22 protein-coding genes and 3 tRNA genes are annotated in these 22988 nt (G+C 37.8%); 4 read left to right on the top strand and 21 right to left on the bottom strand.

The annotated features are described in order from the left end of the window. Positions 1 to 167: 167 nt before the first annotated feature. Positions 168 to 779, top strand: coding sequence for a TetR/AcrR family transcriptional regulator (locus AB1I62_RS06390; protein ID WP_002357803.1), 612 nt, complete (start codon positions 168 to 170; stop codon positions 777 to 779). A 55-nt stretch (positions 780 to 834) separates the two neighbouring features. Here AB1I62_RS06390 and AB1I62_RS06385 read toward each other — a convergent pair whose 3' ends face one another. The 8 genes from AB1I62_RS06385 to AB1I62_RS06350 form a co-directional block, all read right to left on the bottom strand. Next, positions 835 to 1014, bottom strand: coding sequence for a hypothetical protein (locus tag AB1I62_RS06385; RefSeq protein WP_002357804.1), 180 nt, complete (start codon positions 1012 to 1014; stop codon positions 835 to 837). Positions 1015 to 1168: 154 nt separating this feature from the next. Next, positions 1169 to 1240 (bottom strand) — tRNA-Gln (locus AB1I62_RS06380). A gap of 9 nt (positions 1241 to 1249) precedes the next feature. Beyond that, positions 1250 to 1330: transfer RNA gene (locus AB1I62_RS06375), tRNA-Tyr, on the bottom strand. Between the two features lie 96 nt (positions 1331 to 1426). Further along, on the bottom strand, positions 1427 to 1660 hold the full coding sequence (locus tag AB1I62_RS06370) for a DUF2969 domain-containing protein (protein ID WP_002357806.1): 234 nt from the start codon (positions 1658 to 1660) through the stop codon (positions 1427 to 1429). A gap of 146 nt (positions 1661 to 1806) precedes the next feature. Continuing rightward, positions 1807 to 3276, bottom strand: coding sequence for a flotillin family protein (locus tag AB1I62_RS06365; RefSeq protein ID WP_002365565.1), 1470 nt, complete (start codon positions 3274 to 3276; stop codon positions 1807 to 1809). Positions 3277 to 3292: 16 nt separating this feature from the next. Further along, complete coding sequence (locus AB1I62_RS06360) at positions 3293 to 3826, bottom strand: hypothetical protein (protein ID WP_002369505.1); 534 nt, start codon at positions 3824 to 3826, stop codon at positions 3293 to 3295. Between the two features lie 182 nt (positions 3827 to 4008). After that, positions 4009 to 6645, bottom strand: coding sequence for an FtsX-like permease family protein (locus tag AB1I62_RS06355; RefSeq protein WP_048736894.1), 2637 nt, complete (start codon positions 6643 to 6645; stop codon positions 4009 to 4011). A 9-nt stretch (positions 6646 to 6654) separates the two neighbouring features. Then, positions 6655 to 7356, bottom strand: coding sequence for an ABC transporter ATP-binding protein (locus AB1I62_RS06350; RefSeq protein WP_002363831.1), 702 nt, complete (start codon positions 7354 to 7356; stop codon positions 6655 to 6657). A 160-nt stretch (positions 7357 to 7516) separates the two neighbouring features. Here AB1I62_RS06350 and AB1I62_RS06345 point away from each other — a divergent pair, with 160 nt between their 5' ends. Together AB1I62_RS06345 and AB1I62_RS06340 are read left to right on the top strand one after the other, a co-directional pair. Further along, a complete protein-coding gene (locus AB1I62_RS06345; protein WP_002357812.1) occupies positions 7517 to 8176 on the top strand; it encodes a DNA/RNA non-specific endonuclease in 660 nt (219 codons plus the stop codon). A gap of 13 nt (positions 8177 to 8189) precedes the next feature. Beyond that, a complete protein-coding gene (locus AB1I62_RS06340) occupies positions 8190 to 8576 on the top strand; it encodes a hypothetical protein (RefSeq protein WP_002360464.1) in 387 nt (128 codons plus the stop codon). Positions 8577 to 8618: 42 nt separating this feature from the next. Here AB1I62_RS06340 and nagA read toward each other — a convergent pair whose 3' ends face one another. Beyond that, complete coding sequence (nagA, locus tag AB1I62_RS06335; protein WP_048736896.1) at positions 8619 to 9767, bottom strand: N-acetylglucosamine-6-phosphate deacetylase; 1149 nt, start codon at positions 9765 to 9767, stop codon at positions 8619 to 8621. 100 nt (positions 9768 to 9867) lie between these two features. After that, positions 9868 to 10695 carry a helix-turn-helix transcriptional regulator gene (locus AB1I62_RS06330; RefSeq protein ID WP_002381942.1) on the bottom strand — a complete coding sequence of 276 codons (828 nt, stop codon included), beginning with the start codon at positions 10693 to 10695 and terminating at the stop codon, positions 9868 to 9870. A 177-nt stretch (positions 10696 to 10872) separates the two neighbouring features. Here AB1I62_RS06330 and AB1I62_RS06325 point away from each other — a divergent pair, with 177 nt between their 5' ends. Continuing rightward, the gene (locus tag AB1I62_RS06325) at positions 10873 to 11049 is read left to right on the top strand and encodes a hypothetical protein (RefSeq protein WP_002357816.1); all 177 of its coding nucleotides are present in this window, start codon (positions 10873 to 10875) and stop codon (positions 11047 to 11049) included. A 65-nt stretch (positions 11050 to 11114) separates the two neighbouring features. On the opposite strand, the gene AB1I62_RS06320 is transcribed toward AB1I62_RS06325, so the two are convergent. From AB1I62_RS06320 to hemW, 11 genes are all read right to left on the bottom strand, one after another. Beyond that, a complete protein-coding gene (locus AB1I62_RS06320) occupies positions 11115 to 12332 on the bottom strand; it encodes a pyridoxal phosphate-dependent aminotransferase (RefSeq protein ID WP_002357817.1) in 1218 nt (405 codons plus the stop codon). A gap of 246 nt (positions 12333 to 12578) precedes the next feature. Next, positions 12579 to 12662, bottom strand: a tRNA-Leu gene (locus AB1I62_RS06315). 68 nt (positions 12663 to 12730) lie between these two features. Beyond that, on the bottom strand, positions 12731 to 13192 hold the full coding sequence (locus AB1I62_RS06310; protein WP_002365561.1) for a SprT family protein: 462 nt from the start codon (positions 13190 to 13192) through the stop codon (positions 12731 to 12733). A 26-nt stretch (positions 13193 to 13218) separates the two neighbouring features. Then, complete coding sequence (locus AB1I62_RS06305) at positions 13219 to 15411, bottom strand: Tex family protein (protein WP_104859696.1); 2193 nt, start codon at positions 15409 to 15411, stop codon at positions 13219 to 13221. Positions 15412 to 15508: 97 nt separating this feature from the next. Next, complete coding sequence (locus tag AB1I62_RS06300; RefSeq protein WP_002369513.1) at positions 15509 to 16243, bottom strand: metallophosphoesterase family protein; 735 nt, start codon at positions 16241 to 16243, stop codon at positions 15509 to 15511. A 238-nt stretch (positions 16244 to 16481) separates the two neighbouring features. Further along, positions 16482 to 17651 (bottom strand): molecular chaperone DnaJ, encoded by a 1170-nt coding sequence (gene dnaJ, locus AB1I62_RS06295; protein ID WP_002357822.1) that lies wholly within the window; start codon positions 17649 to 17651, stop codon positions 16482 to 16484. A 54-nt stretch (positions 17652 to 17705) separates the two neighbouring features. After that, entirely contained in the window at positions 17706 to 17828 is a 123-nt protein-coding gene (locus AB1I62_RS06290; protein ID WP_002357824.1) for a hypothetical protein, read from the bottom strand. A 114-nt stretch (positions 17829 to 17942) separates the two neighbouring features. Then, positions 17943 to 19772, bottom strand: coding sequence for a molecular chaperone DnaK (gene dnaK / locus AB1I62_RS06285; RefSeq protein WP_002357825.1), 1830 nt, complete (start codon positions 19770 to 19772; stop codon positions 17943 to 17945). Positions 19773 to 19831: 59 nt separating this feature from the next. Continuing rightward, positions 19832 to 20371, bottom strand: a complete 540-nt coding sequence (grpE, locus tag AB1I62_RS06280; RefSeq protein WP_002357827.1) for a nucleotide exchange factor GrpE — start codon at positions 20369 to 20371, stop codon at positions 19832 to 19834. Positions 20372 to 20425: 54 nt separating this feature from the next. Beyond that, complete coding sequence (gene hrcA, locus AB1I62_RS06275; protein ID WP_002357828.1) at positions 20426 to 21469, bottom strand: heat-inducible transcriptional repressor HrcA; 1044 nt, start codon at positions 21467 to 21469, stop codon at positions 20426 to 20428. Between the two features lie 225 nt (positions 21470 to 21694). Beyond that, the gene (gene hemW, locus AB1I62_RS06270) at positions 21695 to 22843 is read right to left on the bottom strand and encodes a radical SAM family heme chaperone HemW (RefSeq protein ID WP_164978377.1); all 1149 of its coding nucleotides are present in this window, start codon (positions 22841 to 22843) and stop codon (positions 21695 to 21697) included. Between the last annotated feature and the right edge of the window lie 145 nt (positions 22844 to 22988).

Below are 22988 nucleotides of genomic sequence, written 5' to 3'. Positions count from 1 at the left end.
ATACCCCTTCATTTCCCAACAGTTTGTTGATTATTATACAAACTGTTTGTTATAATAGATATACCTATTTTAGAAAGGTTCTAAATGATTTGCAACAAGCAATTTACCCTATTTTGTGAGATAAACAACAAAGTTTCCGCGAATGTTGACTATCTCGAAAGGAATTTATGATGGCAAAGAAAACAGACCTTAGAGTACAACGAACCAGAAAAATGATTATTGAAGCTTTTTTTAAACTTGTAGAAACGAAAGGCTACGAAGCGGTGACGATTCAGGATATTGCTGATGAAGCTATGATTAATCGTGCGACTTTTTATGCTCATTTTAAAGACAAACAGCATTTATATGATGCAATCTTCACCTTTACGCTTAGTGCTTTTACCGCTATTCTTGATTCGCAACAACTGGTTAATGGCAACCGTGTCCGCGTGAAGCACATTGAAGAACTTCTGACGCAACTCTACATCAACATTCAAGAGAACAAATCTTTCTTCTTAACTATCATGGACAATAATTTCAACGAACACTTTCGAAAACGCTTAGCTGAAATTATCGAAGAAAAATATGCGACGATTTTTTCGCAGTTGCGTATTACCGAAAATGATATTGATGTACCGATAGATTTTGTTATTGAATACATGACCTCTATCTTCATCGGTACCCTTCATTGGTGGATTACTAGCGAGACGGATATGACACCCAACCACTTAGCCCAATTAGTTATCAAATTAGTTGGTAATGGGCATTTAACTGTCTTAGGCATCGAATTAGAAAAATAAAAACACCGGAGTAGACAATAATGTTGTCTGCTCCGGTGTTTCTGTTAAAGACGAGTTAGTTTTTTGAACGCCATTTGATATTGTGGGCTGTATTTCTTGAAGAAGTGACTTTAACACCACTTTTGATGTTGCCTTTTTTACGAGGAATTAAGTCAACTTTGACATCATACTTACCATCGCGTGCTAAATCGTAAACATTTTCAACCATTTCTGTAATTTTTTCTTTAAAGTTCATTCTTATCAACTCCAGACTATTCTTTCTTAATACTTTAGCATATTCTTATATAAATGAAAACTTTTCTAGCCTGTACATGAGGAAAATCTTACCTCATTTTTGTTATATAATTATACAAAAAAAGAACATCTCTCTACCAGAAATGTTCTGAAAACTGGGGTAGCTGGATTCGAACCAACGCATGACGGAGTCAAAGTCCGTTGCCTTACCGCTTGGCTATACCCCAAAAAGAAAATGGAGGAAAGTGGATTCGAACCACTGAACCCTAAGGAACGGATTTACAGTCCGTCGCGTTTAGCCACTTCGCTATTCCTCCAAAAAGTCATTGTCGCTGTAACGACCTGACTTAGTTATAATACAATCTTTTCCAGAAAAAAGCAACCCTTTTTTTAAAAAAATTGTTATTTATTTTTTATTCACTTAAATTCCATTGACGAATAATTGTTTCAAAGGCTTCGTCCAGATTTTTTGCTGTACCTTCTTGCTTGCCATCAATTTCAATGATGAATTTTTTATCATTTTGCGGAATGACACGACCGATTTCTTTTTTACCAATAAATAATTTGTTCATTAAAACATTTGCTCCATTGTATTGGGCTTTTTCTTCTTCAACACGTACTTCAATATCTTTATTCTTTTTTGACATCTCTATCCCTCCAAGAACTCTATGTTATCAGAATCTTTGAAACAAAACAAGCACTCGCTATTTCTCTGTCAGATTGTTCGTTTATCGTTTCAATGCAGCATTAAGGAGTAACGAAATGCGATTCGCTACTCCTTAAAGGCTGATTTCTATTCTTTTTCTGAACCTTCTGCTGCATGATAGTTCACGCTATTTGAGGTACCTTTTTTAGAAAAGTTTTCAATTAGCTCTTTCACGTCGAGACCCGTTGTTTCTTTTAGTGTTTCTTGTGTACCAGCCAACAAGTTTGTTGCATAATTGGTAATACGGTTAGCGCCAGAATTTTCGCCACCTGCGCCTGTATCTACCACTGAAATCTTGTCGATGTTGCCCAATGGTTGTGCTGCTTCTTTCATTAATTGTGGTAACATTTCCATCACCATACTTAACACAGCTGCTTCACCATATTCTTTAAAGGCATCAGCAATCTTTTGTTTGGCTTCGGCTTCCGCTGCACCACGAGCTAAAATAGCTTCGGCTTGCGCTTGACCTGTTAAACGCGTTTTATTGGCTTCCGCTTCGGCTAATGCTTCAACTTTGAAGCGTTCTGCTTCGGCTTCTGCTACTTCGCGTGCTTTTTGAGCAAGAGCTTCTTGTTCGCGTGCGTAACGATCTGCATCGGCTTTTTTCTTCACTTCTGAGTCGTATTGTTTTTCACGACGCGTAATTTCTTTTTCTTCTAACTCAATTTGTTTTTGACGTTCAACGACTTTGACTTCCATTTCTTGTTCCACCACGTGTTGTTGTGCACGGGCGCTTTCCAAGTTATAGGCTTGGTCTGCTTTGGCTTTGGCAATGTCTTGTTCTTGTTTGTATAACGCTAATTTCAATTCTTTTTCTTTTGAAGCTTCTGCAATTTCTGTTTGACGTTGCAATTCCGCTTGTTGTGATTCTTTTTCTGCTTCCGCTTTTTTGATGCGGGTTTCTTTCAAGGCTTCTGCTTCAGCAATATCTGCATCACGTTTAACTTGAGCGATTCTTGGTTTCCCTAATGAATCCAAGTATCCATTTTTATCACGAACTTCTTTAATTGTGAACGACACAATAACTAAGCCCATTTTAGCTAAGTCAACACTGGCAACTTCTTGTACACTTTGGCTAAATTTATCACGGTTTTGGTAAATTTCTTCCACTGTCATTGAACCTAAAATCGAACGTAAATGTCCTTCTAATACTTCACGTGCTTCATTTTCTAATTCTTCTGTTGTTTTTCCTAAAAATTGTTCCGCTGCTGTCGCAATTTCTTCAACTGACGAACCAATTTTAATGATTGATGTCCCATCACACATCACAGGAACCCCTTGTTCTGTGTACACTTCTGGTGTAGAAACATCTAATTTACTTGAAAGCAAACTAATTCGATTTGAACGTTGGAACACTGGTAAGACAAACGCACCACCGCCACGAACGATTTTAATTTTGTTGCCACCTTCGTCTACATGAACATTTTTAGAGCCTAGATAGCTCCCGCTGATAATTAACGCTTCATCAGGTTTGGCTGTCTGATATTTAGAAACAAACACAATTAATAACATTAATAATACTAAAACTGCAATAATAATCGGTAACAAAATCCCCATTTTCTTCTCTCCTACTCTATATTTTTAGACTGCCTTCGTAAGGAATGACATAACAAACCCGTTCTTTCAATTCAATAATCAATACCTCACTACCTCTTGGCGCAGCCACTTCTTGTGGCACATAAAATGCTGCTGGTCGACTTAACGAACCTGTGACACTCTTCAATTGAATCTCGCCCATTCCTTGGACAGGAATTGGGGTAATCACAGTAGCAACACGACCCTCCATGTCTTTTTCCGAAATAGAAATTGTGGCCTCCGAATTTTTCAAAGGGACCAACACATAAAAATTTAGGAAGAAAACAATAATGGTTGAAAGAATACCACTGACAATTAAAATAAGCCAACTATTCACCGCTGTTAATTCTTCCCCAAGGTACCCAAACAGCGAGGTAAAAGCAATCCATGGAATAATCAGCATTGGGTCCACCGGTCCATCAAAATTAAAAACATCCCCAAAAATAATTAGTAAAAAAGCGAGGACCGCGCTCCCCACTAATGCATAAAAATAAACCGTTTCCAATGGTAGACCTTCTAACACTTTTCCCACACTCCTTTCTGTGCTATAACCTAGTAATAGTGTACCAATTTTTAAATAAAAAGAGTAGTAATTTCCAAATAAATCTCAAAAGATACATCTTAAGACCTATTTTTTCTTAATAAAAGAAGCAGCAATAAACGAGCAGTCCTAGAATTATCGAACTTCTACGGACTCCTCGTTTTTAAAATGTGCTATTCATTTGATTTTAACGCTTCAATCATATTGATTTTCTTCAATTTCCGATGCATAATGACCATCACAAACAACGTGAAACACATGGTGATGACTGCGGAATACAGATAACTTGGCCAATGAATAATTGGCGAAAACATAATTAAATCAACTTCAACGGTTGCTAAAATATACTGATGCAAAATTTTCCCAAAGAAGCAGCCAACAATAATACCAATGAACGTTAAAATAATGTTTTCACGGTAAACATAGGTGGTGACTTCACGATCGTAAAACCCTAAAACCTTAATCGTGGAAAGTTCTCGAATCCGTTCAGAAACATTAATGTTGGTTAAATTATATAACACAATTAACGCTAAAGAACCAGAAACAGCAATTAGTACCCAAATGACAATATCAAGGCTTTTCAGCATATCATCAAACGAACCTTTCATCGCAGTTAAAAACGTAACGTTCAACACTTTCGGCTGTTTTGTCAACGCCTCTCCGATTGAGGTTTCTTGTTTTGAGGATAACTTTTTGTCAAAAAGTAGGAATTCTGTATTATACTCCGGCTTCTGTTTCGTCATCGTCTGGTAGAGTTTCGGCGTCATATAGACAAAATGACCCGTGTAGTTCTCTGCAATCGCGGCAATTTTCACGTGATAGGTTTGATTATCACTATTTTCTAAATTTAATTGATCTCCGACTTTATAGCCAAATAATTTAGCTAATTTTTCATTAATGATTACACCGTCATCGTTGAGGGAATATTTTTCTCCAGTGACTCGATCATTAAATAATTGAAACTCAGCCATTTTCGAAGGATCTTGTGGCACATAAAGAGTAATATTTTGAGTTGGTGCGCCTTTGCCCTTCGTTTTAAAGATTTCTGAATATAACGGAATTGTTTTATTCAAACCATCCAGTTTGCGCAACGTTTCTTGATACTCTTTTGTCTCTTCAGCTGTTGTTTGCTCTTTAAAAGTCACGACTGCTTGGTAATGCCAGATTTTATTAAATTGAATTGTAGCGACATCCACAATTGAATCGCGTAAACCAAAACCAACAATTAACAGCCCCATACAACCAGCTATTCCGATAACGGTCATCAGCATCCGTCGTTTATAACGGAACAGATTTCTAGCGGTCACTTTTTGAATAAAGCTCATGCGTTGCCATAAAGGGCGGATTCGTTCTAATAAAATCCGTTGGCCTGCTTTCGGCGCTTTGGGTCTTAGCAAGGTAGCTGGGGTACTTAATAAATCGATTCTTAATGTCACTAAGGCCGCTCCCACAGTACAAGCTAAGGCTACAATGATGCCCCATAAACTGTAATTTAAGTACCACGGTGTAACTAAATCAGGAATATTGTACATTTGACCGTAGGCATCAAAAATTATTTTAGGGAATAGATAATAGCCAACTGCCAATCCTAATAATGCACCTGTTAGGCTAGCAACCGTTGCATAGGTAATAAAAATCGAAGCAATTTCACGATTACGATAACCTAAAGCTTTCAAACTACCAATTTCCATTCTTTTTTCTTCCACCATACGTGTCATGGTAGTTAAGCTGACTAATGCCGCAATTAGGAAAAAGAACAACGGGAACAGCGTGGCTAAAGAAGAAATCCGATCAGCGTTATCTTGATATTCAGAAAATCCTGGATTGTCTTCCCTGGTAAAATAATAATACGTTGGGGCTTTCAAATTGGCTAGCTCTGTTTCTTTTTCAGCCAACAGTTGTTCCTGTTTAGCCAATTCGTCTTTTTGCTTTTCAAGCATCTCAGCTGGAATTCCTGGCTGTTGCTCCAATTGCGCAAGCGCTTGTTTTCCCGTTTCCAGCGCTTGCCGACCTTGATTAATGTCCGGCTGAGCCGAATCACGCAGAGCCGCAATCTGTTCTTCTGGCCGATTTTTCAGTGCCTCTTTTACCTGATTTAAGGCCTGCTCTCTTTTCTTTTCATAATCAGAGGAATACGTATTTTGATGTTTTAATGAACGAAATGAGATTAGCAATTCTGGATACCGTTGACTGTCAAAGGCTTTTTCCGAGACCACGCCAAAAAAGTTTAACGTTCCAGACCCGACCGTTGTGGTTCCCCTGGATGTATTATCAATATATTCTGGTGAATTGATAAATCCAACAACAGTAAAATGAGTTTGTTTCAGCCCTTTTTCTTTAATCGCTGCATCGTTTAAAGTGATTTTATCACCCATTTTATAGTCATATCTAGTTTTCGCTAATGTATCTAATGCAATTTCATTTGTTTGTTTAGGTAACCGACCGTCAACTACTTGATAGTTAACCGATCCTGCTTGATTTTTTCGATAGCCAAACAATTTTACTGCATTATTTTGCGGCCCAATCGTGGCATCTATTGTATACCGCGGCACAACTGTTTCGACATCTTTTAAAGACTGTAGTGTTGTTAAATCTTTCTTTTCCAGTCCCATTGTAGAAATTATTCGCGCATCTGGAAGCTGCTCTTTCTGGTAATAATTATTCGCGGTTTTAATCATATCTGGTCCAGTAGCTTTCAAACCAACAAAGACCATTACACCAAGGAAAATAATCCCCATAATCGATAAAAATCGTGTAGTAGATTGTCTAATTTCACGTAAGCTTGTTTTAATTAGCGCTGTTTTCTTCATTTTAGGCACCTACCATTCAATTTCAGCAACCAATTTAGGCTGATCATTCACAGTCATTTCGCGAACTTTCGCATCATTAATTCGAATTACCCGATCGGCCATTTCTGCAATGGCTGAATTGTGGGTAATAATTAAGACGGTCGTTCCAGTTTCACGAGCAGTATTTTGCAAAATAGTTAAAATTTGTTTCCCTGTTTCATAATCCAGTGCTCCTGTCGGTTCATCACATAAAAGTAACTTGGGCTTTTTAGCAATCGCACGGGCGATGGTTACTCGTTGTTGTTCACCACCAGAAAGTTGCGCTGGAAAATTATCTAAACGTTCCCCTAAACCCACCGATTGTAAAACATTGGTCGAATCCAACGCATCCGCAACGATTTGCGAAGCCAATTCGACATTTTCTTTTGCCGTTAAATTTGGGACTAAATTGTAAAATTGGAAAACAAACCCGACATCATTGCGTCGATAAGTGGTTAATTGTTTCTCTGAAAACTGAGCGATATCTGTGCCATCAATAATAATTTCCCCTTCATCACAGCTGTCCATTCCACCAAGAATATTTAAAACAGTTGATTTTCCAGCACCGCTGGGGCCTAAAATAACCGCTACTTCTCCTTTTTCCACTTCAAAAGAAATGCCGTCATTCGCAGTAATAGTTGTCTCTCCCATTTGGTAACGCTTGTATTCATTTTTGACTTCAATATAGGCCATCCACTATCCCTTCCCTTCTACATTAAAATAGTAACATATCTGAGAAAACAAGTCTTTCAAAGAAAAGCCTTTTTTGATTTTTTAGCAAATTTACGTATAATAGAAAAGATGGTCCACTTAAATTTGGACTATTGCAAGTATAAAATTAGAGGAGCACGTTATGGCAAACAGAAAGAAGAAACCACCATTTAATTCAACCATCATGCTGATTGGCGCATTAATCATTTTAATTTTAGGCGCGGTTGGCGTTAAAGTTCCTGATGCTTTACAAGATTTATTTAATGTTCAACCACAAACAACCACCCCTTCAAGCACACCAGCACCAAAAGGAGATAATCCCGGACCAATTGAAAATGGTAAAGCCACATTTTCAGCAGAGGAATTAAAGGATAACTCAAACGGCTGGATTACTTATCATTCTCTAGATCGTCTAAAACGAGCGACAGGCGCTGATGCGCTATTAAAACCCGCAATGGTCAATACAGGAACTTCCGCTAATAAAGATATTCGACCAGCTGGTTTCATTTCAGGAAAAGCTAATCATTCGCGTGGCCACCTAATCGGCCGTCAAATGGGAGGCAGTGGTGATGATCCACGTAACTTAACCACCTTGTATCAGAATCCTGTCAACACTCCTTATATGACGAAATATGAAAATCAGATTCGGGCAGCTCTTGATCGCGGCGAAACCGTTCGTTATCGCGTGACACCTGTATATAACGGAAACGATTTGTTGGCTGAAAAAATCATCTTAGAAGCCAAAAGCCTTAAAACAAATTCACCCATTGATTTTTCAGTAACTATTTTAAACAAACAATAAGGAGGAACTTTCATTGGATTTTGAACAGCTAAAAGAAACATTACCCGATGCAAAACCACAAACATTTTTGCAAGCAATCCTCTCTCAACCTCAAGAAGAGGATGCTGAATTAACTTTCAGTGAAGAAATTGATGAACAGTTTGTCGAAAATTGTAAATTTTTAGCCTCTCCAGAAACCATTTCTGAAACAGATGTGGAACATTGGCGCAAACAAGAATTTTTAGTTGTCGCCCAAAGTTTAGATGGCGATTATCTAGCAGGTACTCTAGAGCAAACCTTTGTGATTCCTAGCTCCCTTTACAAAGAGGATATTGAGCAATTTGACAAGCAATTAATCGATTTTTTTATTGCCTACGAGAACAAAGAAATCACTTCTGCGATTTTACCAAAAGAATTATAAAAAAAGCTTGCGGATAAATTTCCGCAAGCTTTTTCTTGTGTCTTATGCTCGATAACGTTCAACGCCATCTAAATAAGTGGCTGCTAATTCCATGGTTGGTTCTAATACGATAAAGTCAGCATCGCGACCATTTGCAATCATGCCGCATTGATCATCAATTTTACAGCTGATCGCAGGAACTAATGAAGCCATCATAATTGCTTGTGCTGGTGTTGCAATACCCCAATCAACTACATTTTTAATTGCTTCTTTTAGTTTTAAAATACTACCTGCTAAGTTCCCAGTATCCAAACGAGCCGTTCCTTCTGCTACCACAACAGGAAATTCACCTAAATTGTAGTTGCCATCTGGCATACCGCCAGCCATCATGCAGTCTGTAATTAACGCAACGTGATCATGGCCCGCTTTTTCCATCAATACTTCAGCCGCTTGCGGATGTACATGGTGTCCATCACAAATTAATTCAGAGAAAACGTGTTGTAACGTTAATAATGCACCAACCATTCCTGGTTCACGGTGATTTAAGCCGCGCATCCCATTATATGCATGAACAAAAACGCTAGCGCCTGCTTCAATTGCCACATCAGCTTCTTCTAAGGTCGCATTACTATGGCCTAAAGCAACAACAACACCTTCATCTGTAACGGTTTCAACAAATTCTTTCACACCATTACGTTCTGGTGCCAACGCAATTTTCTTAATAATTCCGCCTGAAGCTTCTTGCCATTCGTGGAATGTATCAAGGTCTGGATCTCCAAAATAACTTGGATTTTGTGCGCCTTTATGTTCCTCAGTAAAGAAAGGTCCTTCAAAGTAAATCCCTTGAATTTTTGCACCAGGTACTTCTTGGTAGACTTGACCAATCGTACGTGCAACATCTGTTAAACGTTCTTTACTTGAAGTTAACGTTGTTGGTAAAAATGAAGTTACACCACAAGATAATAAGCCTTCAGACATCACTTTAATGCCTTCTGCATCGTTATCCATTACGTCATGATTCATGTAACCATGAATATGAGTATCCACTAAACCTGGGGCAATCCATTTGCCTTCCTCACGAATAATTTTTACGTCCCCTTGCGGTTCATCTTTTGTATAATTACCAAAGATACCATCCGTGATTTCTAAATAACCAGGTCCTTTAACATCGCTTTTTAAAAAGAACTTGTCTGCAAAGATAAATGTTTTCATCTTCATCCTTCTTTCTTTATTTTACTTACTTCAAAAGTACTCTTAATCAGTACAAAAGTCAAGAAATGGTGTAGACCTTTTAAGCAATTCTGAGGATTTTTTAAAGATTGCCACTTTCCACATTTTTCATTTGTTGTGCTAAGTTCAGATAACGTTCTGCTTCTTCATGTTTATTCTTTCTCATTAAAACTAAATATTTTAGATTTAATAATTCACTTAAATAATAATAACTATTTTTTTTGCGGGCCCAAGTAATTCCTTGATCCACATAAATTTCGGCATCTTTTTCTGTATAATTTTTAAATAAGAAATCAGCATAATTAAAAAATATTTTCGTTAACTCTGCATTACTGCGTTCATTTGGCAATTGATTAAAATAATGAATACTCAAACTTAAAAATCGTTCTGCTTCTACTCGATTGCCCATGTAACCATAAGTGGCACCTAGACAACTAATTAATTGAATCTCTAAATCAGAAACATTTAACTTATCGGCTTTATAGGTGAAAGATAATCCTTTACGCAAACTAGCAATAGCTTTTTCGTAATCATTTAGAACAAACAATTCACAACTACCTAAATAATAATAATATTTTTGCCAGTCCGTATCTAAATACAATTGTTCTTCAATACGATTTTCCTTTAAATAATTTAATAATAATTGATATTTTTTATGGCGAAAATATTCAGCCATTTTTTCAAATGAATACGTAACAACGTGCACATCACCAGATTTATAACGCATAATCTGGTCAACCGTCACACCTAAACGATCACAAAGTTGTTGCATTACGAGGACATTCGGCAACTCTTCATTGTTTTCAATGCGGCTTAAAACACTTTGCGAACAGATGTCTTCTGATAACATTTTCTGTGTCAATTTTCTATTTTTTCTAATTTCTTTAATAACTGCACCTAAAGAATTCATCACAATAGCTCCTATTTATATCGGCCATTTTCCTTGCAAAATGGGGATTTTGTCAAAATATGCGAATTCGCATTATGCTTTTATTGTACTTTATTGCATAATATACTGCAAGAACATTATCTAAGGTTTTCTTAGAAAATAAATAGGTTCATTTTTATTAAAAAGGAGTGTTATTGTATGGCCGAAGAGAAAAAGGTTCACTTCATTTGGGAAAAAACAAATTATTCAGGCTTTGTGGAGAAGGAGTATGAAAATTCTTATCTCATCGTAGTAGCAAATCCTAGTCCTGATATGGAAGAAAAATATACCAACCGAATGATTATTAGTAAAAAAGCATGTGAAACCGCAGAATAGTATTGTTGATAAAACAAGAACTACCAAAAAATAGCTTCGTTAGAGGCTATTTTTTGGTAGTTCTTTTATTTTTGTTTGTAGGTACTTAAAAATTCACGCATTTTATCTGCTGTAGTTTTTAAGTCTTCCATTTTCGGTAAATAAACAATACGGAAGTGATCTGGTTGTTGCCAGTTGAACCCACCACCATGGACTAATAAAATATGATGTTTGTGTAAGAAATCTAAAACAAATTTTTCATCATCATAAATGTCAAATTTGGCCGTATCAATTTTCGGGAAAATATAGAAAGCTGCTTTAGGCTTCACGGCTGATAAACCAGGAATATCATTTATCGCATTGTAAATAAATTCTCGTTGTTCGTAAATTCTGCCACCTGGTAAAAGTAAATCATCGACACTTTGATAGCCGCCTAATGCGGTTTGAATGATTTGTTGTGACAACACATTCGAGCATAACCGCATGGAAGCAAGCATATTTAGCCCTTCGATATACCCTTTTACTCGTGATTTATCTCCACTTAACACCATCCAACCGCATCGGAAGCCTGCCACTCGATGTGATTTTGACAAACCATTCAATGTTACGACAAATAAATCAGGAGCTAATGTAGCAATCGGTACATGAACCAAACCGTCCATGACCAAGCGATCATAAATTTCATCGGAGTAAATAATTAAATCATTTTGACGTGCCACTTCGACAATTTCTAGTAATAACTCTTTCGGATATAAAGCACCAGTCGGATTATTGGGATTGATAATAACGATTGCTTTTGTATTCGAAGTTATTTTTGATTTTATATCATCAATGTCTGGATACCATTCTGCTTGCTCATCACAAATATAATGAACGGGTGTACCGCCCGCCAAAGAAACAGAAGCAGTCCATAAAGGATAGTCTGGCATTGGCACAAGTACTTCATCGCCGTTATTTAACAAGCCTTGCATACACATGGTAATTAGTTCACTCACGCCATTACCAGTGTAAATATCATTAATCGTTACATTAGGAAATTTTTTTAATTGGCAATATTGTTCAATCGCTTTTCTTGCAGAAAAAATACCTTTTGAATCGGAATAACCTTCTGAATCGCGAACATTTACAATCATGTCGCGCACAATTTCATTTGGGGCATCAAAACCAAATGGCGCTGGATTCCCTGTATTTAATTTCAAAATACGTATGCCCTCTTCTTGCATGCGTTCTGCTTCTTCTAAAACAGGACCACGGACATCGTAACTTACGTTATTTAATTTATCGGATTTTTTAAAATTTCTCACACGGACTCCCTCGCTTCACAAATTTATACTCTAAAGTTACGCCAACTATAATGAAAAAGCAATAATAAATATCAGAATTTAATAAAAAATTGATGGTTTTTCCGTAATAAACAAGAGCGTGGGACAAAAATCACTTTGGATTTTTGCTCCACGCTCAAAAACTGATAAACGGCGGGAACAGAAGCAACTCCTTCTTATTTCTCGGAGTTAAACACTTCTGTCCCGACCTCTTGTTATACTAGTTGATGCAGATGATGGGACTCGAACCCACACGGACATCTGTCCACATGACCCTCAATCATGCTTGTCTGCCAATTCCAACACATCTGCATTTTAAGAGCACTTATTTATCCTAAAATAATTACTGGTCTTTGTCAAGATAACAAAGACCAGAATCGTTAGATTTGTTCTTTTTTCGCTTGCCAGGACAAACGCCCATGACATTTTCCGCAGACATATCGTGTCGTATCAATTCGTCGTTTTCTGAGGATGACTTCTCCACAAGACTGACATTGGTACTGATGGAAAACTGCTTTTTTCCGTTCTACTAGAGGCGGTGCATAACGGGCACCGCCAGTCTTAGCCAATAACTCTTTAAAGTCCTTATCTTTATGCTGATAGCCTTTGCCAGCTAAATGTAAATGATAGTGACATAACTCATGCTTAATGACTTTTTCCAGTTCCTCTTGTCCATACTTTAAAAAGACAGTTGGATTAAAATCCAGGTGATGCGAAGCTAAATGATAGCGACCGCCCGTAGTTTTTAACCGCCGATTAAATGTAGCTTGATGCAGAAAAGGTTTCTGAAAAAATACGATTGAAATTTTTTCCACTAGCGTTTGAAGCGCTTGATCTGTCATCAAGACTGGTTGAGACTCTTTCATTGCTACTCTTTTCTATCAGCCCGAGGCAACATAGTTAAACTAATACGCCCCTTTTTCAAGTCAACATCTTCTACCCAAACTGTGACTACATCACCCACCGCAACAACATCCGTTGGGTGCTTAACAAATTTAGTACTTAACTTAGAAATGTGGACTAAGCCATCTTGCTTCACACCAATATCGACAAACGCGCCAAAGTCAATTACGTTTCGAACAGTCCCTTGCATTTCCATTCCTGGTTTCAAATCTTCCATTGTCAACACGTCTTTACGTAAAAGTGGCGCGAACATCTCATCGCGCATATCACGACCTGGTTGGATTAAACTAGCAATAATATCTGTGAGTGTTTCTGAACCAACTTCTAACTCAGTAGCTAATTGATTCACTGGTAACTGTTTCAATTTTTCGATAGCTTCTGCTGTCCCTAATTCTTTAGAAGCAATCTCTGCTTTTTCTAAAATTGCTTGTGCTACTGGATAACTTTCTGGGTGAATGCCAGTGTTATCTAACACATTTTTGCCATTAGGAATTCGTAAAAAGCCAATTGCTTGTTCAAATGCTTTTGGTCCTAAACGAGGTACTTTTTTGACTTGATTTCGTGCTGTAAAGACACCATTTTCATCACGATAAGTGACTAAGTTTTGCGCCGTTGTTTTATTTAAGCCAGAAATATGTTGTAAAAGTTGAGCGCTCGCTGTATTCACATCGACACCAACTTGGTTTACTGCAGTTTCCACAACAAAATCCAATTGCTCGGCAAGACGTTTTTGCGATACGTCATGCTGATATTGACCGACCCCGACTGCTTTGGGATCAATTTTTACTAATTCTGCCAACGGATCTTGCAAACGACGTGCAATGCTGACCGCACTTCGTTCTTCGACTTGTAAATCAGGAAACTCTTTACGAGCCACTTCACTCGCAGAGTAAACGGAAGCCCCTGCTTCATTAACAATCACGTAAAAGACGTCCCGTTTCACCGCTTTTAATTGCTCTGCCACAAACAATTCAGATTCACGACTTGCCGTTCCGTTTCCAATAGCTACCGTGTCCACTTGATAGTCTTCAATGATCTTTTTAAAGGCTGGACCAGCGGCTTCACGTTTCGCAGCAGTCGCTGGTTTATGTGGATAAATCACTTGAATTGCTAAAACTTTACCAGTTTCATCGACAACTGCTAATTTACAGCCTGTCCGATAAGCCGGGTCAAATCCTAGAACAACTTTTCCTTTAAGTGGTGACTGTAATAATAAATTACGTAAATTTTCACCGAAAATTGCAATCGCTTGTTCATCAGCTTTTTCTGTTAATTCATTGCGAATCTCCCGTTCAATCGCTGGTCCAATGAATCGTTTATAGCTATCTAAATAAGCAGCCTCAATGTATGGAGCAGCTAAACTTGTTGCTTGTTTGCCAATTAGTTGACGTTGGAAATAGTCATTAATTTTTGTTTCATCAGCGACAAGGGAAACCTTTAAAATGTCTTCTTTTTCACCACGATTCGTTGCTAAGACACGGTGCGGCACCATTTTGCTAACTGGTTCTGCAAAATCGTAATACATTTCATAGGTCCGCTTTTCGTCTTTTTCTTCATCCTTAACTACGCTAACGTATTGCGCATGTTTAACCATATAATCACGTAACCATGTTCGGTATTTTGGTTCATCGCTAATACGTTCTGCTAAAATTTCATGAGCACCTTGCAAGGCTATCTCGGCGGTTGCAACTTCTTTTTCTTCATTAATAAAAGTAGCCGCTTTGGCTAAGATATCCGCGTTTTCAGGTAAAGAGAGCAACCAATCTGCTAATGGTTCCAACCCTTTTTCTTTCGCGATAGTCGCTTTGGTCCGACGTTTTTGTTTATATGGTCGATATAAATCTTCCACTTGTTGCATTTTTACTGCTTTTTGAATATCTGTTTTGAGTTCTTTTGTTAGTTTTCCTTGCTCTTCAATTAAACGGAGAACTTCTTCTTTCCGCTTTTTCAAGTTTTGTAAATAATGATAACGTTCTTCTATTTCACGGATTTGGACTTCATCTAAACTTCCAGTCATTTCTTTCCGGTAACGGGCAATAAAAGGAACTGTATTTCCTTCATTTAATAAAGTTAAAACCGTTGTTATTTGTTTTGAACGATACGTTGTCAATTCTTTTTGAAGTAGCGCTACTACTTCTTCGTTATAAGCTTCTGCCATTAACTAGATACCTCTTTTCTTATGCATACTTATCTATTTTAGCATATTTTTGCTTCTAAATATAGAAGTGAGGTAACTGATTCGTGCGATTAAGGAATCAAAATTCTGGTTGCCACGCAGGGGTGCGTTTTTGATATTCGATATCTTGGACAATGCCTTTTTCATTAAAAATCACACCATGCACAGAGCCGCCAAAAATAGCACCACCATCTATCCCAATTTTTCCATCACTTTGCCAAAGGTCCGTGGTCTGCATATCACCATGTAACATCGGGGTAATGGTATGACCAAAAACAATGGTCTTGCCTGTATTATTTTTCCCTTGATGAAAGGGTTCGCGAATCCACAAAAAATCCTTAGGGGCTGTTTGCCGCCAATCTTCCATCGTTAAATCAACCCCAGCATGCACAAATAAGTAATGCTGCCATTCAAAATAAAGCGGTCGTTTTGTTAAAAAATCAATTAACTCTGGATAGCGACTACGGATCATTAAGGCCATTTCTGTTGGTGAGTATTCTGCAGTAGCTCCTGGATGTAAGAGACTTTCAATTGTTTCCTTGCCACCATTGCGAACATATCCTGCAAACCAGTCCTCTGGATTTTGAAGAAACTGCAAAAAATATTCTTCATGATTGCCTCGTAAATAAACAGCGTCGTGTTGCTCGACAAGTTCTTTTCCTTTGAGAAAACAGGCTTTAGAATGCGGACCACGGTCGTTTAAATCACCAATTAAAACTAGCTGATGCTCGACTGGGTCATAGTCTGTGAGTAAGGCATCAAACAAATCTGCTTGTCCATGAATATCACTGATTACATAAACATATGGTTTCATAAATAAGCCCTCCTAACTTGCTTATATTAAGTATACGCTAAATTTTAAAATATTCTCGTAAAATGTTTGGAAATAAGAAACGAAAATAGGACATAAGTCAAAACGACTTATGTCCCACTCTCTAAATCTTAAGATAATCAATTGAACAAAAGCAGCACCTACAATTACTCGTTGCAATTTAGCCTTCGAGAGTGATGAACACTTGGAGCTAACTGCTTTTGTCTCTGACTCTTTTGGTTTATTTTTTCTTCTTACCGCCAAACGCATCTTTCATTTTATCAAAGAAGCCTTCTTCTTGTTGTTCAGTTACATTCTGTCCGCCAGCTTTTGCAAAAGCTCGTAGGGCATCCTTTTGTTCTTCATTAAGATTTTTTGGTGTTATTAATTTCACCTTCACGTGTTGATCACCATTGCCCCCACCACGTAAACGTGGCGCACCTTTACCTCTTAAGCGGAAGTTTGTGCCAGTTTGTGTTCCAGCCGGAATTTTTAATTTCACGTCACCATGAACAGTTGGGACAGTTACTTCGTCCCCTAGAGCCGCTTGGACAAAACTTACTGGTAAATCATAGTAGATTTCTGCGCCATCTCGGTCGAAAATGTCACTATCTTCAACACGAAAGACTACATATAAATCACCATATGGTCCACCATTGGTACCCGCTTCTCCTTGGTTAGCTAAGCGCATTTGTTGGCCGTCTTCTACTCCAGCAGGCACATTTACTTTGACAGTATGTGCTTTTTTCTCATGACCTGTGCCATGACAAGTTGGACATGGTTCTTTAATTTCTTTCCCTGTGCCATGACACACATCACAAGTTTGACGACTCATCATACGACCTAATGGCGTTTGCCGTTCAACATTGATTGTTCCAGAGCCATGACATTTATGACAAGTTTCTGGGTGTGTGCCTGGTTTGGCGCCATTACCGCCACAGGTTGCACAAGTATCTTCTCGATTGTACTTAATCTCTTTTTCGACACCGAAAATAGCTTCTTCAAATTTCAATTGAATTGTATATTGTAAATCGGCGCCTTGTCTTGGTGCATTTGGATCAACAGAACGGCCACCGCCGCCGCCAAAGAATGAATCGAAAATATCTTCGAATCCACCAAAACCACTACTGCTAAATCCGCCGCCACCGAAACCGCCAAAGCCACCAGCGCCGCCACCGTAATTAGGATCAGTTCCTGCATGGCCATATTGGTCATAGGCCGCTTTTTTCTGTGGATCACTTAATACTTCATACGCTTCAGAAACTTCTTTAAATTTTTCTTCCGCATCGGCTTCTTTGTTAATATCTGGATGGTACTTTTTGGAAAGTTTGCGGTATGCTTTTTTAATTTCATCATCTGAAGCACCTTTTGCTAATCCTAGCACTTCATAATAATCTCGTTTCGTCGCCATTGACTTCCCTCCAACTTTCTTCAAACTTTACAATGTGTTTAGAACCAGCCAAATTCATCGATTGCTTTCGGTCTCTCTGGTTGGATTATCTGTCACACCTTGAATCAGTGTTACTAGCTGTGAATAGGTATTTTCAGCTTGTTTAACATCGTTGTAATCATACCACAGTTCTTTCAAAACCTAAATAGTTTCTTGCTAACTTGATTGTGGTTGATTTTCTCACAAAAGACAAGGGACTGGGACATTAGTCATTGTACTAATGATCCAGTCCCTAAAATCAATTGTTATTGATTATTTGTCATCACCATTTACTTCTTCAAAATCAGCATCAACAACATCATCAGCGCCACCTTGGGCAGCTTCAGGATTTTCTTGTGCTTGTTGTTGCGCAGCTTGTTCGTAAAGTTTTACTGTTAAGTTTTGGACGATTTCATTCAATGAATCACGTTTTGCTTTCATTTGTTCGATATCGTTTGCTTCGATGGCTGCTTTTAATTCATCACGCGCATCTTCTGCTTTTTTCACTTCTTCAGCGTCTACTTTGCCTTCTAATTCTTTCAATGTTTTATCAACAGTGAATAATAAAGCATCTGCATCGTTACGTAAGTCAACTTCTTCTTTACGTTGTTTATCTGCTTCAGCGTTTGCTTCAGCATCTTTCACCATACGTTCGATTTCATCATCAGATAAACCTGAAGAAGATTTAATCGTGATTGTTTGTTCTTTTTGAGTGCCTAAGTCTTTCGCACGAACATTTACAATCCCGTTTTTATCAATGTCAAAGCTTACTTCAATTTGTGGCACACCACGAGGAGCCGCAGGAATATCTGTTAATTGGAAACGACCTAATGTTTTATTATCAGCGGCCATTGGACGTTCACCTTGTAAAACGTGAATATCAACAGCTGGTTGATTGTCAGCAGCAGTTGAGAAGACTTGTGATTTACTTGTTGGAATCGTAGTGTTACGATCAATTAATTTTGTAAATACGCCACCCATTGTTTCAATCCCTAATGACAACGGTGTTACGTCTAATAAGACAACGTCTTTAACATCACCAGTGATTACGCCACCTTGGATTGCAGCACCCATTGCTACTACTTCGTCAGGGTTAACTGATTTGTTTGGTTCTTTGTTTGTTTCTTTGCGAACAGCTTCAACTACAGCTGGAATACGTGTTGAACCACCAACTAGGATAACTTCGTCGATTTCAGAAGGATTTAAACCAGCATCTTTCAAGGCTTGACGTACTGGTACTTTTGTACGTTCAACTAAATCACTTGTTAATTCATCAAATTTTGCACGAGTTAAGTTCATTTCTAAGTGCAATGGTCCTGCTTCGCCAGCAGTAATAAATGGCAAGCTGATTTGTGTGCTTGTTACGCCTGATAAGTCTTTTTTCGCTTTTTCAGCAGCATCTTTCAAACGTTGTAACGCCATTTTATCGTTAGCTAAGTCAATGCCATTTTCTTTTTTAAATTCTGCAACCATGTAGTCAATGATTTTATTATCAAAGTCATCCCCACCTAGGTTGTTATCACCGGCTGTTGATAATACATCGAAAACGCCATCGCCTAATTCAAGGATTGACACGTCGAATGTACCACCACCAAGGTCAAAGACAAGAATTTTTTCATCTTTGTCTGTTTTATCTAAGCCATAAGCTAAAGCTGCTGCTGTTGGTTCGTTAACGATCCGTTCTACTTCTAAGCCAGCAATTTTACCAGCATCTTTTGTTGCTTGACGTTGCGCATCGTTGAAATATGCAGGAACTGTAATAACTGCTTTTTCAACTTTTTCACCTAAATAGTCTTCAGCAAAACCTTTTAAATATTGTAAGATCATTGCAGAAACTTCTTGTGGTGTATATGATTTCCCTTCAACATCAACTTTGTAGCCAGCTTCACCCATGTGACGTTTAATAGATGAAATCGTGTTAGGATTTGTAACAGCTTGACGTTTTGCTACTTCGCCCACTTGAATTTCACCGTTTTTGAATGAAACGACCGAAGGAGTTGTGCGGTTACCTTCTGGGTTTGCAATAATTTTTGCTTCGCCGCCTTCTAGCACTGCGACAGCTGAGTTTGTTGTTCCTAAGTCAATACCAATAATTTTACTCATAGTGAATATCTCCAATCTGTATTAGTTTTCTATAATAATATATTTTTAATTAACGTTTGTTATTGTGCGACAATGACCATTGATGGTCGTAACACACGATCTTGTAATTTGTACCCTTTTTGTAGAACTTCAACAATGGTATCTGCTGGGGTTTCTTCAGAAGCAGGGACTGTTTGAACGGCTTGATGTAAATTTGGATCAAAGGTTTCACCCATTGCCGGGATTTCTTCAATTCCTTCTTCTTTTAAAGCCACAGTAATACTTTCTAGCACCATCGAAATACCTTTTTTCAAGCTTTCGCCTTGTTCATCTGATACTTCAATAGCCATTGCTCGTTCTAAATTATCAATGGATGGTAAAATCTTTTTACCTAAATCTTGTGAGCGGTAACGAACTAATAATTCTCGTTCGTTTTTATTTCGATTGCTCATATTAGCAATTTCGGCTCTTGCCCGCAAGAACTTGTCTTCCATTTCGGAAAGCTCTGCTTTAAGATTTTCAATCTCTGTTGCTTCAACTTCTACTTCAGAAACGCCAGCAGCATCAACAGCTTCCATTTCTTCTTGTAATTCTTCTTGCTTCTCTTCTTTTTTACTCACTTCAGCAACTTCCTTTCTCTTTATGCATCTACTTCTTATCCTAACAAGGTTTGCTTAATTACCTAAAAAACGGTAATAGTCACCTAGTTGTGAAGCTAGCTCATGTCGAAACGTGTCTACCAAACCGAATATTTTTGAATACGGCATACTGGTTGGTCCTAGCAGGGCAATTGTTCCTTTGCCATGTCCTGATACTTCATACGTAGCAGTGATCATGCTCATATCTTCTAAGAGATTGTTGCCAATTTCTGAGCCGATACGAAAAACAATTGGATTTTCTGTTGTTGCAGAACCATTTAATAAATGCGTCAGCTCATCAGAATTTTGCATAAAGGAATAGACAGATTTCAATTGTTCAATATCTTGTTTGATGCCAAAATCTAACAAATTCATGCGACCACCGACAAAGACTTTTTCTTCAAAGGCATGTCCTAACATCTCATCGAATAAGTTCATCATTCCTTCTGGCGTTTGGAAATAGCGATGTAAAATCATCGGAATCTCCGTCCGCAAACGATGATAAACGGTCAACAAAGGTTGTCCAACCAACTTATCATTGATGATTTGTGTCATTTTTTCAAGATCTTGGCTAGAAACAGCGGCAGGAATGGCAAATACTTGGTTTTCAACATTGCCTTTATCTGTCACTATAATAGCAAGGACTTGCCGATCATTCAAAGGAACCATTCGAAAGCCGGTTAATTTCCGTTCTTTCACTTCAGGTCCTAATGAAAAAGCAGTATAACTTGTCAATTCTGATAGAATTTCAGCTGATTGTCGAATAATATCATTAATCTCATGAAATTCTTTTCCAAAAGATTGACGGATTCTTCTAAGTTCGTTCTCTTCTACTTGTGTTGGTTGTAAAAGATGATCCACGTAGTAACGATAACCAGCCATTGAGGGGATTCGCCCTGAAGAAGAATGGGTCTTAGCTAATAAGCCGTATTCTTCTAATGCTTTCATATCATTACGAATTGTGGCAGAACTAGAGGCAATGCCATCCTCCATCAATTTCTTAGAACCGACAGGTAAGCCCGTGTTCGTGTAATTTTGGATGATAAGTCTCAAGATATTTTGTTGTCTTTCTGTAATCATCGTTATTACCACCCTTCATTAGCACTCTTAACATCTAAGTGCTAACTACATATACTAATATAACAAGTCCTTACCTTTTTGTCAAGGGAAATACGCAACTTTTTAGCACTCTTAACGCAAGAGTGCTAATCGCTGCAAACCACCTTCAAAAACCATCAATACCAACTTTTGTAATAAAAAAATCATCGAAATGCTTTGTCACACTTCGATGATTTTTTTATTTTTTTACTCTTTTTCACTTAACAAAAATGCTTCAAAAACATTATTCCCCACAAATAGTCCTTTTTTCGTTAAACGTAAGATATCTGCTTCTTCAATTAATAATTCTTCTTTGATTAAGCGTTGAATGACCTCTCCATAAATCGCTTCAATTGGTTCATGAAATTTTTGTTGGAATTTTTGTTTAGAAATGCCTACTTTTTTACGTAAGCCTAAAAATAGCTCTTCTTCTATTTGATTTAGACGAGTTAATTCTTCAGTCTCCACAATTGGCAATTGATTTTCTCGCAAGGGTTTCAAATAATGTTGGATTGGACCGTGATTTTTGTAACGAGTTTGCCCAAGATAGCCGCTGGCACCTGCGCCAAATCCATAGTAGTGGTCATTATTCCAATAAGCCAGATTATGCTGGCTTTCTTTTCCTGTTAAAGCAAAATTACTGACTTCATATTGATGACGTCCTTTTTTCTCCATTGCTTCAATCGTTTCGTCAAACATTTGTGCTTCGATTTCTTCTTCAGGCAGCTGTAACCGTCCTTGACGAACCCAGTTCATGAACATTGTTTTATTTTCAAGAATTAATGAATAAAGCGAATAGTGCGGCAAGTCCAATGCTAAGGCTCTTGTCAAAGTATCGCGAAAACTTTCCAATGTTTGTCCAGGTAAAGCATAGATTAAGTCAATACTGACATTGGTAAAATTTTCTTTCTCTAAAAATTTCATTGTTTCATAAACATCTTCGGCGGTGTGCTTGCGGCCGATTTTTTTGAGCAAGCGATCATCAAATGTCTGAACGCCCATCGAAAGACGATTGACGCCATAGTTTTTCATGACTTGTAATTTTTCTTGGGTTAAATCACCAGGGTTTGCTTCCACCGTAAATTCATTTCGGTCATCAAACGTTAGCTGTTCGCGAACCCCTTTTAGTAGCACATCTAACTGTTTCGCTGATAATGAAGTTGGCGTGCCTCCGCCAATATAGATGGTTTTCATTTCTTGTTCTGGATACAATGCTTGCGTAAGTTGAATTTCTTTTAATAAACTCTGAATATATTCATCAACTGGTTGTCCTTCTAAAAAGACCTTGTTAAAATCGCAATAATAACAAATATGCTCACAAAATGGAATATGAATATAGGCCGACCGATCGAACATCGGCGTTGAAGTTGAAAGTTGGTTTGTTTTGGTCATTAGCTCGTTTTATCTCCTTATTACCAAAAAGCTCGTTCTTTTTGGAAAGTCTCTACTAGCCATACTAACTGTAAATGACAAATAAATCCATAAAAAAATTCGCGCAGCC

Source organism: Enterococcus sp. AN402 (assembly GCF_040719405.1).
Taxonomy (GTDB): domain Bacteria; phylum Bacillota; class Bacilli; order Lactobacillales; family Enterococcaceae; genus Enterococcus; species Enterococcus faecalis.
Note: the sequence above shows the minus strand (reverse complement) of the source record. Positions and strands in the feature narration are given on the sequence as shown.

Bases quoted from the DNA above. Each gene is read 5' to 3' on its own strand.
- AB1I62_RS06300 (WP_002369513.1), bottom strand. From the start codon at position 16,243: ATGAAACCATATGTTTATGTAATCAGTGATATTCATGGACAAGCAGAT.
- AB1I62_RS06370 (WP_002357806.1), bottom strand. From the start codon at position 1,660: ATGTCAAAAAAGAATAAAGATATTGAAGTACGTGTTGAAGAAGAAAAA.
- AB1I62_RS06310 (WP_002365561.1), bottom strand. From the start codon at position 13,192: ATGACAGATCAAGCGCTTCAAACGCTAGTGGAAAAAATTTCAATCGTA.
- AB1I62_RS06345 (WP_002357812.1), top strand. From the start codon at position 7,517: ATGGCAAACAGAAAGAAGAAACCACCATTTAATTCAACCATCATGCTG.
- AB1I62_RS06330 (WP_002381942.1), bottom strand. From the start codon at position 10,695: ATGAATTCTTTAGGTGCAGTTATTAAAGAAATTAGAAAAAATAGAAAA.
- AB1I62_RS06350 (WP_002363831.1), bottom strand. From the start codon at position 7,356: ATGGCCTATATTGAAGTCAAAAATGAATACAAGCGTTACCAAATGGGA.
- nagA (WP_048736896.1), bottom strand. From the start codon at position 9,767: ATGAAAACATTTATCTTTGCAGACAAGTTCTTTTTAAAAAGCGATGTT.
- AB1I62_RS06355 (WP_048736894.1), bottom strand. From the start codon at position 6,645: ATGAAGAAAACAGCGCTAATTAAAACAAGCTTACGTGAAATTAGACAA.
- AB1I62_RS06385 (WP_002357804.1), bottom strand. From the start codon at position 1,014: ATGAACTTTAAAGAAAAAATTACAGAAATGGTTGAAAATGTTTACGAT.
- hrcA (WP_002357828.1), bottom strand. From the start codon at position 21,469: ATGATTACAGAAAGACAACAAAATATCTTGAGACTTATCATCCAAAAT.
- dnaJ (WP_002357822.1), bottom strand. From the start codon at position 17,651: ATGGCGACGAAACGAGATTATTATGAAGTGCTAGGATTAGCAAAAGGT.
- hemW (WP_164978377.1), bottom strand. From the start codon at position 22,843: ATGTTCGATCGGTCGGCCTATATTCATATTCCATTTTGTGAGCATATT.
- AB1I62_RS06390 (WP_002357803.1), top strand. From the start codon at position 168: ATGATGGCAAAGAAAACAGACCTTAGAGTACAACGAACCAGAAAAATG.
- AB1I62_RS06325 (WP_002357816.1), top strand. From the start codon at position 10,873: ATGGCCGAAGAGAAAAAGGTTCACTTCATTTGGGAAAAAACAAATTAT.
- AB1I62_RS06365 (WP_002365565.1), bottom strand. From the start codon at position 3,276: ATGGGGATTTTGTTACCGATTATTATTGCAGTTTTAGTATTATTAATG.
- AB1I62_RS06305 (WP_104859696.1), bottom strand. From the start codon at position 15,411: ATGGCAGAAGCTTATAACGAAGAAGTAGTAGCGCTACTTCAAAAAGAA.
- dnaK (WP_002357825.1), bottom strand. From the start codon at position 19,772: ATGAGTAAAATTATTGGTATTGACTTAGGAACAACAAACTCAGCTGTC.